This window comes from Photobacterium rosenbergii, assembly GCF_003026455.1.
GTDB classification, from domain to species: Bacteria; Pseudomonadota; Gammaproteobacteria; order Enterobacterales; family Vibrionaceae; genus Photobacterium; species Photobacterium rosenbergii.
The window spans coordinates 22,837-39,441 of record NZ_PYMB01000023.1; the positions used below are offsets into that span (position 1 = coordinate 22,837).

The following is a 16,605-nucleotide window of genomic DNA, read 5'->3' on the forward strand; positions in this document are numbered from 1 at the left end:
TTCGGAGGCTATTTTGGATAAGATTTTTGTCGACGAAGCCGTCAACGAACTTCATACATTGCAGGACATGCTACGTTGGACGGTTAGCCGTTTCAATGCTGCCGGTCTTTTTTATGGTCACGGTACAGACAATGCGTGGGACGAAGCGGTACAGCTTGTGCTGCCAACCCTGTACTTACCTCTTGATGTACCAGCAGAAGTACGTCATTCACGCCTGACCAGCAGCGAGCGTCATCGCATTGTTGAGCGCGTGATCCGTCGTATCAACGAGCGTACCCCAGTGGCTTACCTGACGAACAAGGCTTACTTCTGTGGGATGGAATTCTTTGTCGACGAACGCGTACTTGTGCCACGTTCGCCAATCGGTGAGCTGATCGAAAACTTCTTCGAACCGTTCCTGCAAGAGCGCCCGACCCGCATCATGGATCTGTGTACCGGTTCTGGTTGTATCGGTATTGCCTGTGCCCATGCTTTCCCGGAAGCTGAGGTGGATATCGTTGATATCTCTACTGATGCCCTTGCCGTTGCCGAGCAGAACATCCAGGACCACGGCCTTGAGCAGCAGGTGATCCCGCTACGCTCTGATCTACTGCGTGACGTGCCAAAAGACAAATACGACCTGATCGTGACTAACCCACCGTATGTGGATCAGGAAGATATGGACAGCTTGCCAGATGAGTTCCGCCATGAGCCTGAGCTTGGCCTTGCTGCCGGTACCGATGGCCTGAAACTGGTTCGTCGTATTCTAGCTAACGCGCCGGATTACCTGAAAGAAGACGGTGTGTTGATCTGTGAAGTGGGTAACTCAATGATCCATATGGAAGAACAGTACCCGCATATTCCATTCACTTGGATCGAGTTCGAAAACGGCGGTCACGGTGTGTTCATGCTAACCCGTGAACAATTGCTTGAGTGTGCTGATGAGTTTGCGTTTTACCGTGATTAATCTCGATATGCCGTAATAAAAAACCGAAGCCCAGGCTTCGGTTTTTTTATGCTTAAATGGCAGTGATTAAGCTTAGCTTAGGCATTGCCCGCCTGCTGTTTGGCTTTTAGTTCGGCCATGATAGCGGCTTGGTTGGCAAGGTAATCATCAAGGCCTGCTTTGCGCAGGTCGCAAGATGGGCAGTCACCACAGCCATCGCCGATAATGCCGTTGTAGCAAGTCAGGGTTTTTTCGCGGACGAAGTCTAGTTTGCCGTATTGGTCGGCGAGCGCCCAAGTTTCAGCCTTGTTGAGCCACATTAAAGGCGTTTCAATCTTAAGGGCACGGTCCATACCCAATACCAGTGATTGGTTGATGGATTTGACGAACTCGTCACGGCAGTCCGGGTAGCCAGAAAAGTCGGTTTCGCACACACCAGTGATCACTGCCTCAGCACCAATCTGGTAAGCATAGATACCCGCAAGGGTTAGGAATAGGATGTTACGGCCAGGGACGAATGAGTTCGGCAGGCCATTTTCCTGCAATTCGTGAGAAACAGGGATATTGTCGCGGGTCAGTGAGCTGATCGCCAGTTCATTGAGCAAGCCCACGTCCATTACCTTGTGTGCAGCGACACCGAGTTCTTTGCAGACAGATTCAGCCACTTCGATTTCCAGCTTATGGCGCTGGCCATAATCGAAAGTAATACAGTGCACTTCATCATAATGGGCCATGGCCTGGATCAGGCAGGTTGTGGAGTCTTGGCCGCCACTAAATACAACTACGGCTTTGCGCATGAAAAATTTCCTATGTTGTTGTCGTACCGAAAAACAGTCGGTAGGGACTACCCCTTTTAGTAATAAGGGTAGGCCAACAGCAGGTTCTCTATTGGCAGGCTCATGCTACCGCAGCAATAGCAAAGAGAAAAGCCCAGAAGCGCAAGGTCATAGATAAAAGTAAGCTAAGGTATTTAACCAAATAACCAAAAGCCGCCTCGAAATAGGCGGCTTGAAGATATAGAGTCTTTAGCTTAGTTGGCCGGTTTGTTCTAGCTGCTCGAGTTGGGCAAGGTAGCCACTGATATCACCAATGTTGTCCTTAATCCACGCTGTGTTGAAATAGGTGTCTAGGTAGCGCTCGCCGCTATCACACAGCAAGGTGACAATTGAGCCACTCTCTCCTCGGGCCTTCATCTCGCTGGCAAGTTGCAGCACACCATATAGGTTAGTACCTGTCGATGCACCTGCTTTGCGACCCAGCAGTTTTTCCAACCAGTGGACTGTCGCAATACTGGCGGCATCAGGGATGGTACGCATCTCATCGATAACATCTGGAATAAAACTAGGTTCGACACGTGGGCGACCAATCCCTTCGATACGGCTACCACACTCGCCGGTCAGAGAAGCATCACGGGTCTTGTAGTATTGATGGAATACCGAGTTTTCTGGGTCAACGACACATAATTTGGTGCTGTGCATCTGATAGCGAATGTAGCGACCAATGGTGGCTGATGTCCCGCCGGTTCCCGGGCTCATAACGACCCAACTTGGGATCGGGTGCTCCTCAAGTTTCATCTGATCAAAGATGCTGTTGGCAATATTGTTGTTTCCACGCCAGTCGGTTGCTCGCTCGGCGTAGGTAAATTGATCCATATAATGGCCATTAAGCTCTTTGGCCAAACGGCGTGATTCTTCGTAGATTTCACTTGGGCTATCGACTAAGTGCGCACGGCCACCATAAAACTCGATCTGCTCGATTTTCTTGCGGGCGGTTTTACGTGGCACCACAGCAATGAAGGGTAAACCAAGTAAACGAGCAAAGTAGGCTTCAGAGACAGCGGTACTGCCTGATGAAGACTCAATGATCGGGGTATCTTTGCCTATCCAGCCATTACATAGGGCAAACAGGAACAATGAGCGGGCCAAACGGTGCTTTAGGCTGCCGGTTGGGTGGGTGCTTTCATCCTTCAAATAGATGTCAATGCCGTCTAGCGAAGGGATATCCAGCTTGATCAGATGGGTATCGGCAGAGCGTTGAAAATCGGCTTCAATTTTGCGGATCGCTGTGTGGATCCATTGTGGGTCGTGGCTCATGGTCGTTCCTTTTGCTGTGGTGCTGGCTGTATATATTATGTAAGTAATGTATGACTAAGCGCAGGAAAAATCTTTATCAAATTTACTCTATATCGATTAAAATGGAGAAAATTATTCTAAATCCTACATTTCAGGTGAAACGAATTGGCTGATCTCGATAAAACTGATAGAACACTCCTACGATTACTGCAACAAGATGGCACCTTGGCCTTGGCCGAGTTGGCAGAAGCGGTGAACCTTACAACAACGCCTTGTTGGAAACGGTTAAAGCGCCTCGAAGAAAACGGTATTTTACGCCAGCGAGTGGCCTTGCTTGACCCGGTGAAGCTCGGCCTGTCTTTCACTGCCTTTGTCCAAATTAAGACGAGCAATCATTCTAAGGAGTGGTACCACGAATTCGTGGGCACGGTATCTGACTTCCCTGAAGTGATGGAGTTCTACCGTATGGCAGGCGAGTATGACTATATGATGAAGGTTCAGGTTGCTGATATGGCTGCGTTCGATCAGTTCTACAAAAAGCTCGTAAATAGTATTGAAGGGCTCACCAATGTGACGTCGACGTTTGCTATGGAACCGCTCAAGTACACCACGGCGTTGCCTGTGTAATATTTTGCGCCCGTATCTCGCCAACAACTACCCTGATTTCAGTTGTTAGATATGCAATTGAATGAAAATCAGGATGAAATATCAAATTGCAGGGCAGTAATTATAAGCTATTGAAATAAAAGCGTAACTATCAGCATAATATCACTTGCAACAAAGGTTTAACATGGCAGGGAGGAGAGTGTTATGCAGGTGTTCTGGCAACTCAAATGGTATTTCCGTCAGGAATGGCGGCGCTATAGCGGTGCGATTGGTATTCTTGTTCTTGTCTCCCTGTTCGAACTTTTACCACCGAAAGCGATTGGCTGGGTTGTTGATGGTGTTGTCAGTGGAAATATGACACCTACAATGATGATGGGATGGCTGGCCGGTTTGGCGGCCATTTGGCTTATCGTTTATTTCCTCCGGGTGATCTGGCGCTATTGGTTGTTCGGCGCGGCCTCTGAGTTGGGGACTGTACTGCGAAACCGCTTATTCCGCCATTTTTCTTCCCATTCGCCTTCCTTTTTTGAGCGTTATAAAACGGGCGACTTGATGGCCCGCTCAACCAATGATGTCAATGCGGTGGTGATGACCGCCGGGGAAGGGGTGCTGACAGCGGCGGACTCTCTCATTACCGGTATCGCTGTGCTGTTTGTCATGACCACTTTTATTAGCTGGGAACTGACGATTTTGGCATTGCTGCCGATGCCCTTGATGGCGATTGTGGTTTTTTTCCTTGGCCGTCAATTGCACAGCCGTTTTTCCCTATCGCAAGCAGCGTTCTCTACCCTGACTGACAAAACTCAGGAAAGCCTTAATGGGGTGAGGATGATCCGTGCCTTTGGTTTGGAGCAACGCCAGCAGCATGATTTTGCCACTGTGGTTGATGATGTTGGCGATAAAAACCTGTCAGTTGCCCGGGTTGATGCCAAGTTTGATCCGGTGATCCAAATTGCGATAGGGATGTCCTTTTTCCTCAGTATTGCTGGTGGCGCTTACTTGATCAGCCAGCAGCGGCTGACACTGGGTGATTTAACAGCATTTACGCTTTATCAAGGCTTGATGATTTGGCCAATGCTGGCAATGGCATGGCTCTTTAATATCCTCGAGCGAGGCTCGGCGGCGTGGAACCGCTTGGCCCATATTTTTGACGAGAGCCCAGATATTGTCAGCGGTGATGTGCCGCTGGCTGCGACCTACCAACCATTGAAGGTGGCTATCAAGGCGTTTTGTTGGCCCGGACAAGGTCAACCAGCCTTGGCAGATGTTCACTTCACCTTGCAGAGCGGAAGTATGTTGGGTATCGCTGGCCCTATCGGTAGTGGTAAATCGACCTTGCTATCCTTGCTGCTTCGCCAGCAAGAGCTTGAGCACGGCCAGATACACTATGGCAGTGTAGAGTTACAGCAGGCTGACTTATCACAATGGCGCAGCCGTTTTGCTGTTGTTAGCCAGTCACCATTTTTGTTCTCCCGTTCGATTGCCGACAATATCGCGCTTGGTAAACCACAGGCCAGTATGGATGACATTCGTGCAGCGGCACAGGCAGCCTGTATCGATGACGATATTTTGCAGTTCCCGGACGGGTACCAGACCTTGGTCGGAGAGAAAGGGATCACCTTATCCGGTGGTCAAAAACAGCGTATTGCGATTGCCCGCGCCTTATTGCTAGAGGCAGAAGTGCTGATATTGGATGATGCGCTATCAGCGGTTGATGGCAAAACCGAACACCATATCCTTGAAAACCTCCGGCGGCAGAAAAAGCAGACTGTAATTGTTATTGCCCACCGTTTAACGGCCCTGGAAGAGGCGGATAATATCTTGGTATTACAACAAGGGCGGATCAGCGAGCAGGGCGATCACGCGAGTTTGTTGGCGCAGGACAACTGGTACGCCGAAATGTATCGCTACCAGAAACTCGAACAGGCGATGGAGAACACATAATGGAAAAAGAAACCATCAAACTGTCTGTGTTGACCCGGTTGCTGAACTACGCGCTGGCAGATAAAAAACAACTGGGTGTCGCTCTGGGCTTATTGTTTTTGGCATCGGTTGCTGATGTTTCTGGGCCATGGCTCATCCAGCATTTTATTGATAACAACATCGCGAAGGACAGTTTTCCCACTTCTGAGCTAGTGATACTGGCGGCTGCGTATATTGGCTTGATGATAACTACGGCGTGGCTGCGTTATTTGCAGTCATTAAGATTTAATGAGTTGGCGATCGGGGTCGTGCAAACTGTCCGCAAGCAATTGTTCGGCAAGATCATTAACCAGCCTCTGTCGGCTTTTGATTACATGCCATCGGGGAAACTGATCTCGCGGATCACTAATGATACAGAGTCACTCAAGGACTTTTACGTCCATGTTATTGGCACGGTACTCAAGAATGTCACATTGATACTGGTTATGCTGGTGGCGATGTCGTTGCTCAGTTGGCGGTTAACCCTCGTGGTCTTGGTGCTGCTTCCGGTGGTGGTTGGCGTTATGATGCTATATCAGCGCAACAGTTCCGAGGCTTACCGCAAGATGCGGGATTTACTGGCCGATATCAACGCCTCGATGAGTGAGTCAATACAAGGGATGAGCCTTATCCAGTTAATGCGTCAGGAAAAAGCGTTCTATAACCAGTTTTCCGAACTGACAGCTAAGCATTTGGCTGCCCAGCGAAGCGTGATTAAGCTCAACGGTTTTATGCTCCGTCCGCTGATCGATTTCCTCTCTGGTGTCGCCTTGCTGTCGCTGGTTGCTTTGTTTGGCGTCAGTGGGGTGGAACTCATCGGAGTCGGGGTGCTGTATGCCTTTATTAGCTATTTGGGGCGGGTGACTGAACCGCTTATTGAACTGACGCAGCAGCTTTCTTTGTTGCAACAGGCATTGGTCGCCAGTGAGCGCATTTTTGGATTTATCGACGCTAAACAGCAAGGGTATGGAGACGATCCCAAGCCTCTGGCAAGCGGACGGTTAGAGTGCCGTGAGGTTGATTTTAGTTATGACGGTAAACAACCCGTATTGCAGGGGATTAATGTCGGTCTGTCCCACCGTGGTTTTCTTGCCTTAGTCGGACATACCGGGAGCGGTAAGAGCACCCTTGCTTCTTTGATGATGGGCTTCTACCCGGTAGGAAAAGGGCTGATTTCCCTTGATGGGCGTCCGTTATCCAGTTTGTCCCATGAGGTATTGCGTTCCGGAGTTGCCATGGTGCAGCAAGATCCGCATATCCTCAGCGCTTCGGTGCGAGAGAACGTAACATTGGGTCGGCAGTCTGCCAGCGAAGTTGATGATCGGGTCATTTGGCAAGCCTTGGAAGCGGTCGGGTTAGCCGAGCAAGTCCAGCGTTATGATGAGGGTTTGGACACCTTGCTTGGGAGTGGTGCTGCTAACCTGTCTGCGGGGCAGAAACAGTTACTGGCCTTGGCGAGGGTGTGGTATCGCAAACCGAAAATTCTGATCCTCGATGAAGCCACTGCCAATATAGATTCGGGGACCGAACGCCATATTCAGCAGGCTCTGAATAACTTGCGTCAGGATATGAGTGTGGTGGTGATTGCCCACCGCCTATCGACGGTGATCGATGCCGATGAAATATTGGTTTTGCATCGTGGAGAAGCTGTTGAGCGCGGTAAGCATCATGAGCTATTGGAGTATGATGGGCATTACCGGCAGATGTACCAACTGCAACAATTGGGTGATCACTTGCAGCAACTCGAGGGCGAGAGAGGAATAGACGAAACTTCTCGCACTGAAAAGCAAGAGGCGGGCTAAGCCGCCTCAGGTAGAAACTCAATGAGAGCGGCACCTGCCGCTCTATTTCTCTCCGGTGTGGCGCATTAACCCTTCCTGCACCGCAGAAGCAACCAGTTCGCCTTTCTGGTTGTAAATTTCACCTCGAACCAAGCCTCGGGAATTACTTGCGGACGGGCTGTCGATAGCATATAGCAGCCACTCATCCATACGGAATGGACGGTGGAACCACATTGAATGGTCGATGGTCGCCACCTTCATTTGAGGGTTGAATAGGCTTACCCCGTGCGGTTGCAGGGCGGTGACGAGGAATCCCCAATCAGATGCGTAGGCTAGGACGTACTGGTGGATCCGTGGGTCATCTGGCATTTCGCCATTGGCTTTGATCCACAGGTATTGCTTGGCCTCGGTTGGTTTCGGTGCCAATGGGTTGACCACATTGACGGGGCGAACCTCAATCGGGCGCTCTCGGCCAAAATGCTTTACCGCACTTTTTAGGAGTTTGTCGGCCATGGCTAAAACCAGTTGTTGCTCAGACATCAATCCTTCATAAGAAGGCGCATTTGGCATTGGCGATTGGTGCTCGAAGCCTTTTTCTTCCCCTTGGTATGAGGCGGTAATGTAGAAAATTGGACGGCCGTATTGAATGGCCTTTACCCTACGGGTACTGAAACTGTTGCCGTCACGTAAGTTCTCCACATCGTAAATAATCGGTTTGTGCGGATCACCAGGGCGGAGAAAATAGCTATGGAAAGAATGTACCTGGCGGTCTTCATCGACGGTTTCTTTCGCCGCTGAAAGGGCTTGTCCAAGCACTTGCCCGCCGTAAACTTGTGGCAAACCCAAATGTTCACTTTGTCCACGGAATAATCCTTGTTCAAGCTGTTCTAAATGTAGCAGATTGAGAAGTTCATTCAGTTCTTTGCTCATCGGATCTCCAAAAATAATGTTATTATTACGCGCCGTGGGAGAGTGCAAAACTCTTCAAATATTGGATGATGATCATTCAGTTTAAACGTGAGTTCAAGTGCTTGTCACACATGAAAATGACAGTGTTGCATTAGGAGAGACAATGAAAAAGGTTTTTGCACTGATTTCGGCATTGGCAGTGGCATTAGTTGTGTCGGCTTGTACCAGTATGATTCAACAAGATGCAGATTTGGAAACGGTGACGGGAACCTTGACCTACAAAGAGCGTATTGCATTGCCAAACAATGCCCGTATTACGGTTACGCTGGCTGATGTGTCGAAAATGGATGTAGCGGCTGATGTTATCAGCAGCCAGGCTTTTCTGGCTGATGGCCAGCAAGTGCCTTTCAATTACCAGCTTAACTTTTCTCGTCAGGAAATTGTCCCGAACCATACCTATGCGGTGAGTGCGCGTATTGAGGTAGATGGCAAGTTGCTGTTTATCACTGACACGGCTAACCATGTGTTGACTGACCAGGCTGAATCGACCCGTAAGGATTTGGTTTTAGTGAAGGTCAATTAACCCAAGGGATACCCACTATCGGTTAGTTATCATCTAGAGTAAGCGGCAACGACTTACTCTAGGTGTTATCAAAAACCGTCCCAGCGATACACTCTCAGTTTAAGTCTGCCAGTCTCGTTAACCTCCACACCTTCTTCGATTAATTTACGGCGTTGGCGCTGTAAATCATGCCCCGTCAGGGAAATCTCCCCTTTTGCATTTACGACACGATGCCAGGGGATGGTTGAACCTTCTGGCAGGGTAGCCATCAATCGCCCCACTTGGCGTGCATAACCGGGAAAACCTGCAAATTTGGCAATATCACCATAAGTTGCGACTTTTCCATGTGGAATTTGGTGAACTTGGGTGTAGATTTGCGCCGCAAAATCATCCATATTTATACCTGTACCAAACAAAACCTGATTGCCGATCATGGTATTACGGTTATCAGAGAACGCAAGGAGGTGCTGCCATGTTGTATGCCGCGTTACTTGTTATGGTCAGCATTGCGTTGACCGTTGTTGGAGTTAGTGCATTGGGGCAAAGCCAAGGAGAGCTGCCTGCACTAGCCCTTGCCATTCCCGCTTTGTGGTTGCTACCACAAGGTGGTGTGTCTGCCTGGCTATTGTTGATTGGCCTGGGCACTTTTGGTTTTGTTCTCCCCGAACAACCTGTCGCACTCTCAATCAGTGTCTTTATGATGCTACCAGTGTTTGCTGTCAGCTTTTCGCCCAAAAGCTCATGGCAATTGGCTGCATTGTTGATTTCTATCGTACTAGCGATGGATGTTGGCCTCATGGCATTGCAAACTGAGGGTAAGCTTCAAGGGGCGCCGGTTTATACCATTATCCAGATCCTGGCGGTTGGCGTTATCTGGATTGCCGCTCGAAGTTGGCGGCCGGTTCAAGGTAATACCTGGTGGCCACTGTTTTTAGTGATCCCGCTGTGGGTCGGTGGATTAGCCCATGCCGCATTGGTCGCCCTGTGTGTGACAGGTTTGATTGCGTCTTTGCAGGGGATGGCCAAAAGCAAACTCAATGAGTGGGTACCACGAATGATGTGGATTTTGCCTGCCGTCGGTTTTGCCACACTGGTGCTCGTTCCGTGGTTTGAGGTACCCAATCCGATATTGGTTGCTTGGCTACTGGTGCTAGGCGGAGCTTTGCTAGGGGAGTATCTGCTCGAAGACCCAGAAGAAGAGCTATAAGCACCAGTAACTGTGTGAAATTGGTAAGGTTTGGGTAATAAATCGGCAGTCAGTCGGGAATGTGCGATTGTGCTATTGCAATCGCTCCGACCATAGCGGATAATCCATCCCGTTCTCGTAAAGAGACAAAGAATCTATGGAGGCCCTGCTGGTCCTCTCGCAACACTACCTCGTGAACCCGGTCAGGCCCGGAAGGGAGCAGCCGCAGCGAGCGACGTGTGTGCCGAGATGTGGCTGGTGGGGCTTCCACCCATCTAGCGTTTTTGTAATCTGCAAAATCTTTTTCTTCAACTCCCCTTGTATTTCGTTATTTATTCAACTGATCAACAATCCAATTTTTTATTTTATCTCAGCGACCTAAATAGTTAGTTGCCACTATGAGACAAATAACGCTGGTATTAGTAACTAAGTTTATTAAGTAATAACAGATTTTTATGTAAGTCCTTTGTAGTTAGAAATGGAGGCGATAGTGTTAAAATTCCTTTGGCTTTATATTAAGATCAGTGCAGGGATGTTTATCGTCAGTTTTATTACGAGTCTTATTTACTTGGTATTCTTTTCTTAATTTCTAATTGAATAATATTTATTTATCTTTTTAGGATTAAATAATATAACTTTCTTGATTAATTTCGCGGTTTTTTATATCAAGCGACATAATAAACCTTGTTGCGAGCACTTTTATCCATCCGTTCTCTTTGTGACACAGAATAACGTCCAATAGTGGGGCCGTAGCCTCATTTCGGTAGCAAAAGGTTGCCGTACTTCAACCGTCGAAATTTGAATTTTCGACATGGGTTTTATGAAATGTTATGCTCTGTGGCACGATATTGACGCCCACGCTTTTGCCAAAGCTTGAAGTCGATCACCCTATTTGCAACAAAAATTGATAAAACGCATAGTTCTTTGTTGCTGGAGTGCATAATGTCACTGTTGTTCTGTTCCAGAGAAATGAAAGGTTACCAATATGTCTGATGTACCAGTGTCTGTTACAACCGCCGCCGAAGTGATCCAGCCGGTTGCTGAATCTTCGGGTTCGATTTGGGGTTATGTAGCTGGTGGTGTTGCCTTGCTGATTGTTGCTGGTTTTGCTGGCTTTAAGTTTATCAACAAGCCTTCATTTATTATTAATCGGGTTCGCAAGCGTAACCTGAAAGAGATTAAGAAGTTAGGTGCTGAAAACTCTGACTTCGTTGTGGATTTAGATAAGTTGCTGGACTCAGTTGAGAACCACGCGACTAAAAATGGTATGAAAGGAACTGATGTGGTGAACATCATTAGCCCGATGAATGATACGGCTCGTATCAAGACTGCGGGCGATATGTACCAGTCAATGATTTACATCGCCAATTCAATCAACGATACATCGCTGGCTAAAGAGTTTAAAAACAAATCGAAGCAAGTGAAAGCAAACTCACCGTTGATGGCTGGCCTGTTCAAGCGCGCCGGTATTTAACCCTCTCGCTTTCAATTGTTTAGTAAAAACCGGTTGGAACTACCCTTGATAGGATAGTTGCAGCCGGTTTTTTTATGTCTTTGTTTTGGATAAAAGCAGAAGAGTAATTGCAACTGTGATTAAGATCGACTTTTAGTGAAATTGATAGATTCTGTTGTCTGAAAAATAAACCCTCTATCACAACTGTGGTTGGCGAGCTGCTACCATATGCCGCAAACCATAATGATTACAGGGAACGACGATGAGAGAGGTTGAATTCCGTACTATTGACCGGATGTTTGTCAAAATGTCGGTTAATGACAAGTTTTGGGTGCTCTTTGCGCTAATTGCAACAGTAGTGACGGCGATTGCAGGCCTGCAATACCGCCAAACGGTGGGACAGTTGGAACAACAGCAGATTGCCCTTACTGAAACTAGGCTTGCGGTGATGGTCGACATCGTTCAGGCAACAGGGCTGGATGCAGATGCCCAGCGTAATATATTGCAACAACAGGGGGTTAACTTCACTTCCCGTGGCGTTGGTAAAGATGTCGTTGCTGTGACCCCGTTAGGAACCGCAAGTTTGCCGCAGGGCAGTTCACAGGCTATTGATGCTGGAAAAGATCAGGCCTTGCAGCGCTTTTTCTATTCCCTTCTCACCCTTCTACCAATTGGTCTGCTGTGTTATTGGATGGCAACCTTCTTGGGTGGTGCACTGTGGGTAATGCACCAGGCCACCAAGCGTATTGCGGATGGTGACTTGACCTCCCGTTTGGGCTTCCATGTTGGCCGTGATGAATTCGGTATCATTGGCTTTGAGCTGGACCGTACCATGGACACGTTGAGCGAGTTGGTGGACACAGTGAAGCAAAGCGCCCAGAACTTGCAGGTTGCAGCAGGTCATTTTAGCAATGATGCACAAGGCGCGGGCCAGCAGGTGAATCAGCAATATACCTCACTGGATTCCGTCGCTACCGCTATGGAAGAAATGACGGCCTCGGCAAAAGATATTGCCGGCCTAGCCCAGCAAACCTCAGAGCAGTCTGACTCTGACATGCAAAGTATCGAACAGGGGAACCGCAATGTTCAGCAGGCGATCATCAAGGTGACCCAGTTGTCAGAGCAAACCGATGAAGCCTCTCGCGCGGTAGGTAGCCTTAACGAGAAGGCCGAGGAAATCAATGCGGTGATCACCACCATCAATGCGATTTCCGAGCAAACCAATTTGCTGGCGTTGAATGCGGCGATTGAAGCGGCTCGTGCCGGTGAGCAAGGCCGTGGCTTTGCCGTGGTGGCTGATGAAGTAAGGACGTTGGCAGGGCGAACCCAACAGGCAACGGTTGAGATCCAGGCCATGATTGACAAGCTGCAGCTGGAAACCTCCAGTATTTCCAATATCACTGCGGTGACCATGGAGCAATCCCACCAAAGCCGTGAGATGATCACCGAGATTGGCCATGATGTAAATAGTATCGCTGAGTCGGCCCGGCAGGTGATGGATATGAGCACCCAGATAGCGACGGCAGCCCACCAGCAGACAACCGTTGCTAATGATATTGCCTCTGAGCTGCATGATATCCGCTCCCAGTCGGAAGTGATCCGTACCATGAGTGAGCAGTCGATACATAACAGCTCAAGTTTGGGTGATACCTCCCGCCAGCTAGGTGAGATTTTGCAGAAATATCGCACCAACGGCTAAAGCGAGTAAACCAGCACGTTAGAAATGAGCCAGTTACGCAAGTAACTGGCTTTTTTATGCGGATTTGTGAATTAAATACAAGGTTATTAGAGATTTTCGTAACCAGAATCGAGCCTTATCACGGCACAGTTTCATCTTGCTTGCTAGTCTGACTATATAGCCAGTGTGTTTCTGGCTGGATTGTAGAGGGGGAGCGCGTATGAATACTCAATTAACCGTCACGCTAGCGGGACAAGATCATCCTCAACTTATCAATAAATTAGCAGCTAAAACCCACGAGCTTGGGGGAAAATGGCTGATCAGTAAAATCAATAGGCTGGATAATCAGGTTGTCGGGATCTTGAAAATTGATATTCCTGCGCAGTCTGTTAGCCAGTTGAGGGAGTTATTCCAAGCCCAGCAGGCATTGGATATCCGTATTATTGAAGCCCAGGAAGCAGGCGAGATCAAAACCGATCACCTCACCTTAAAAGTCGAGTCGAGTGACCGCCCGGGTATCGTGAATGACATTACCCGTATCTTGGATAATATCGGGATCGGTATTGTTAAAATTGAAAACCATCGTATTGGTGTGCCCGATCTGGGTCAGGCTTTGTTTTTTGCTGAGCTGCAGGTTGATGTGCCAACTGAAGTCGATACCGAGCAACTACTTGAAGCCTTGCAGCAAGTTGATGATGGCTTGAGAGTGAAAGTGCTAGAAACTGCGTAGCGGTTTCTCGTTGTAACAACGTGTAGAAAAGACAGACCAACAATAATAAATAGAGCCGGACGCGTAATGCGCCCGGCTCTTTTCATTTCAGCTATTCATCGTGCGACAAGGAAATTAATACCGTCGGCTGCCATCTGGTTGGGTACGTAAGATCTTGAGGATCCACATATACTGTTCGGGTTGCTGGCGGATCATGTTCTCTAGTTCTTGATTCATCCGTGTTGCATCCTGATATTCATTGCCGGAAGGAAAATCTGCCAAAGGTGGCTGAATAGAAATGGTAAATTTTCCTGTGTTTAAATCGTAGGCAGGAAAAACGGGCAACACGGCGGCGTTCGATAGCTTAGCGAGTTTGCCAACCCCCTTAACGGTCGCTTTCTCGTGACCAAAGAATGGCGCGAAGACACTTTGCTGAAGCTGGTGTTCCTCATCTGGCAGGTAATAGGCTAGGTAGCCCTCTTTGATAGAGCGTAGGTAAGGTTTGATACCCTGGCTGCGCTGGTAGATCCTACCCCCAAATTGCTTGCGTTGAATGTTCATTAACCAGTTGATGATAGGGCTGTTTTGCGGCTTGATCATTGCCACCATCGGCATGTCATTGGCTGCAAAATAAAGTGCCGAGAAGTCGATCGCCCAGTTGTGTGGCACCAGCATGATGATGTTTTTATCTTGGCCTTGGAGGGCTTCTAGGTGTTCAAGCCCGTGAACATCATGGCTGTTTAGTACGTAGCGGCGGCCTTTGATAAAGGGTTGGGCAAAGCCGAGTAAAATACAGCCTGCGACAGTGAAGGTCTCTTCGAGTAAGGCTAGGCGTTGGTTTTCGTTGTAGTCAGGAAAGCAAAGTTCAATGTTCTTAAGTGCCCGGCGCTTGGCGCCTTTTTTCTTCTTCAATATCAGCTTAGCGGCAAAACGGGCAATACCCTTGCGAGCGCTATGTGGTAGTAAAGCCAGTAGCAGGATCAGTGGCATTGCTGCCCAAATGAGCCAGTGGCGAGGGTGTAAAAAAGAAAACTGGAAGGCCGGGTTATATTGCCCGTAGGTGGTATCACTCATGTCCGTATCCGTGTCAGGCCAAGCTTAATCATGTCTATACCAGTCAAGCAAGCTATGTGGCCAAGGCGGTATATCGCCGTGTATTGAATGTTGTGTCTAGAAGCAGGCAACTGTTATTCAGGAAAGGTTCAGTATTTTAGTCGGGAGATCAGAGCTTACCAACTATTTATTGATAGAAGACAAATTATGTGACGCTTATTTGGCCAATATATAAGAGCATGAGTGCGCATTAATGCTAGTGCGTATTTGGAGTGGCCATACAGGTACCGGACGAGTACCTATATGGCGAAATCATGCAGAGAATGAAGAGTAAGTCGTTTAGAATTCTTGGTTTATTTTTGTCAGGCTGGTAAGCAGCTGTTGACACTCTTCAGCACTGAGCTTGGCGGTAATGTCCTGAGTCAGGCTGAGGTGAAGCTGATCATGTTCACGATAAAGCTCTTCACCTTCAGCGGTTAGCTCAACCAGAATAGAGCGGCGATCCGATTCATGGGGGCGGCGTAGCAGCAAGCCCAGCTTGACCATCTTATCGACTTGAACAGTGAGGGTACCGGTTGTAACGCCAATTTTATCGGCTAGCTCCTTCATCCTCATTGCACCGTGGGCACCAAGAATTTCAACGACATGGACCTGAGGCAGGGAAAAGCCCTTGCCACGGACAACAGATTGCTCCCAAGAAGAGAGCTTTTCGTAGAATTCGATAATGGTGTGGTTCAACTGCTCAATGTCTTTCATTTTGTTCTCGCTGTCAGTGTGCCTCTTGGCACTTGTTGACCTCTATGGTGAGATGGCTAAGTTTATCGAACTCCGACAGTAATTGCTTGTATTCATTAGCTGCTTTCGGGTGGTGAGTCACCAGTGAAATCATCGCAGCATAATGGTCAGCACTGACTTTCCAGATATGGATATCGCTGACCTTGTTATCGGCGTCTTGCTCAAGGGTATTGATAATTTTTTGCTGGTAGTTATGGTCGATATTGCCGTCGAGCAGAATTGGGCTGGTCTGTCTCATCAACCCCCACGCCCAACGGGTGATAATTACTGCCCCGACCATTCCCATAATGGCATCGAGCCAGTCATAGCCCAGATATTTACCAAATAGCAGGGCGACAATCGCCAGCAGTGAGGTCAGGGCATCTGCTAGCACGTGGAAATAAGCCGCTCGGAGGTTATGGTCGTGGCCGTGACCGTGGCTGTGTCCATGGTGGTGCTCATGGCTATGATGGTCATGCAGCAGGAACACACTGATAACGTTAACCACTAAACCAATCACTGCGACCATAATCGCTTCATTGAATTGTATCGCTTGTGGGTTGAACAGGCGGTGGACCGATTCGACCAGCATTATCAAGGCTACCAGGCCAAGGGCGATGGCACTGGTAAACCCCCCTAAAACACTGACCTTACCGGTACCAAATGAAAATGCCGGGTTGTTGGCATGCTTGCGGGCATAGCGGTAGGCAAACAGGGTGATGAGGAAAGCTGCAGCATGGGTACCCATATGCCAACCATCGGCTAGTAATGCCATAGATCCATATACTGTACCTGCGGTGATTTCTGCCACCATAGTGACGAGTGTTAATCCGAGGACCCATAACGTCCGACGTTCACCTTGTCGATTAATAGAAACAAAATCATGGTTGTGTTGCCATTGCTGCAAATTCTCGCTGTGCATGGGTGGTCCTCAC

At 48.5% G+C, this 16,605-nt stretch carries 16 protein-coding genes and 1 other RNA gene; 10 read left to right on the plus strand and 7 right to left on the minus strand.

Annotated elements, in window-relative coordinates:
- Positions 1–13: 13 nt before the first annotated feature.
- Positions 14–946 (plus strand): 50S ribosomal protein L3 N(5)-glutamine methyltransferase, encoded by a 933-nt coding sequence (gene prmB, locus C9J01_RS24500; RefSeq protein ID WP_107300741.1) that lies wholly within the window; start codon positions 14–16, stop codon positions 944–946.
- A gap of 77 nt (positions 947–1,023) precedes the next feature.
- Here the strand turns inward: prmB and queC are convergent, their stop codons facing one another.
- Together queC and C9J01_RS24510 are read right to left on the minus strand one after the other, a co-directional pair.
- Positions 1,024–1,722: a 7-cyano-7-deazaguanine synthase QueC gene (queC, locus tag C9J01_RS24505; protein WP_107300742.1), complete on the minus strand. Its 699-nt coding sequence runs from the start codon at positions 1,720–1,722 to the stop codon at positions 1,024–1,026.
- Between the two features lie 228 nt (positions 1,723–1,950).
- On the minus strand, positions 1,951–3,018 hold the full coding sequence (locus C9J01_RS24510) for a PLP-dependent cysteine synthase family protein (RefSeq protein ID WP_107300743.1): 1,068 nt from the start codon (positions 3,016–3,018) through the stop codon (positions 1,951–1,953).
- A gap of 144 nt (positions 3,019–3,162) precedes the next feature.
- On the opposite strand from C9J01_RS24510, the gene C9J01_RS24515 reads away from it, so the two are divergent.
- From C9J01_RS24515 to C9J01_RS24525, 3 genes are all read left to right on the plus strand, one after another.
- A complete protein-coding gene (locus C9J01_RS24515; RefSeq protein ID WP_107300744.1) occupies positions 3,163–3,624 on the plus strand; it encodes an Lrp/AsnC family transcriptional regulator in 462 nt (153 codons plus the stop codon).
- A 183-nt stretch (positions 3,625–3,807) separates the two neighbouring features.
- Positions 3,808–5,547 carry an ABC transporter transmembrane domain-containing protein gene (locus tag C9J01_RS24520; RefSeq protein ID WP_107300745.1) on the plus strand — a complete coding sequence of 580 codons (1,740 nt, stop codon included), beginning with the start codon at positions 3,808–3,810 and terminating at the stop codon, positions 5,545–5,547.
- Complete coding sequence (locus C9J01_RS24525; RefSeq protein ID WP_107300746.1) at positions 5,547–7,367, plus strand: SmdB family multidrug efflux ABC transporter permease/ATP-binding protein; 1,821 nt, start codon at positions 5,547–5,549, stop codon at positions 7,365–7,367. Before C9J01_RS24520 ends, C9J01_RS24525 begins: the two co-directional genes overlap by 1 nt.
- Positions 7,368–7,409: 42 nt before the next feature.
- Here the strand turns inward: C9J01_RS24525 and tesB are convergent, their stop codons facing one another.
- Complete coding sequence (gene tesB, locus C9J01_RS24530; protein ID WP_107300747.1) at positions 7,410–8,276, minus strand: acyl-CoA thioesterase II; 867 nt, start codon at positions 8,274–8,276, stop codon at positions 7,410–7,412.
- A gap of 142 nt (positions 8,277–8,418) precedes the next feature.
- Between tesB and C9J01_RS24535 the strand changes: the two genes are divergently transcribed.
- Positions 8,419–8,838, plus strand: coding sequence for a YbaY family lipoprotein (locus C9J01_RS24535; RefSeq protein ID WP_107300748.1), 420 nt, complete (start codon positions 8,419–8,421; stop codon positions 8,836–8,838).
- Positions 8,839–8,906: 68 nt separating this feature from the next.
- Here the strand turns inward: C9J01_RS24535 and C9J01_RS24540 are convergent, their stop codons facing one another.
- Positions 8,907–9,212, minus strand: a complete 306-nt coding sequence (locus tag C9J01_RS24540; RefSeq protein ID WP_107300777.1) for an MGMT family protein — start codon at positions 9,210–9,212, stop codon at positions 8,907–8,909.
- Between the two features lie 77 nt (positions 9,213–9,289).
- On the opposite strand from C9J01_RS24540, the gene C9J01_RS24545 reads away from it, so the two are divergent.
- From C9J01_RS24545 to C9J01_RS24565, 5 genes are all read left to right on the plus strand, one after another.
- On the plus strand, positions 9,290–10,024 hold the full coding sequence (locus C9J01_RS24545; RefSeq protein ID WP_107300749.1) for a VP0952 family biofilm-associated protein: 735 nt from the start codon (positions 9,290–9,292) through the stop codon (positions 10,022–10,024).
- A gap of 146 nt (positions 10,025–10,170) precedes the next feature.
- An RNA gene (gene ffs, locus C9J01_RS24550) (signal recognition particle sRNA small type) lies at positions 10,171–10,267 on the plus strand.
- Positions 10,268–10,988: 721 nt separating this feature from the next.
- Entirely contained in the window at positions 10,989–11,477 is a 489-nt protein-coding gene (locus C9J01_RS24555) for a hypothetical protein (RefSeq protein WP_107300750.1), read from the plus strand.
- Positions 11,478–11,718: 241 nt separating this feature from the next.
- Entirely contained in the window at positions 11,719–13,155 is a 1,437-nt protein-coding gene (locus C9J01_RS24560; RefSeq protein ID WP_107300751.1) for a methyl-accepting chemotaxis protein, read from the plus strand.
- Positions 13,156–13,354: 199 nt separating this feature from the next.
- Positions 13,355–13,864, plus strand: coding sequence for a glycine cleavage system transcriptional repressor (locus C9J01_RS24565; protein WP_107300752.1), 510 nt, complete (start codon positions 13,355–13,357; stop codon positions 13,862–13,864).
- 114 nt (positions 13,865–13,978) lie between these two features.
- Here C9J01_RS24565 and lpxM read toward each other — a convergent pair whose 3' ends face one another.
- The 3 genes from lpxM to dmeF all read right to left on the minus strand — a co-directional run bounded on the left by lpxM (position 13,979) and on the right by dmeF (position 16,592).
- Entirely contained in the window at positions 13,979–14,917 is a 939-nt protein-coding gene (gene lpxM / locus C9J01_RS24570) for a lauroyl-Kdo(2)-lipid IV(A) myristoyltransferase (RefSeq protein WP_107300753.1), read from the minus strand.
- A 318-nt stretch (positions 14,918–15,235) separates the two neighbouring features.
- A complete protein-coding gene (locus C9J01_RS24575; protein ID WP_107300754.1) occupies positions 15,236–15,652 on the minus strand; it encodes a MarR family winged helix-turn-helix transcriptional regulator in 417 nt (138 codons plus the stop codon).
- Between the two features lie 13 nt (positions 15,653–15,665).
- The gene (gene dmeF, locus C9J01_RS24580) at positions 15,666–16,592 is read right to left on the minus strand and encodes a CDF family Co(II)/Ni(II) efflux transporter DmeF (RefSeq protein WP_107300755.1); all 927 of its coding nucleotides are present in this window, start codon (positions 16,590–16,592) and stop codon (positions 15,666–15,668) included.
- Positions 16,593–16,605: the final 13 nt, after the last annotated feature.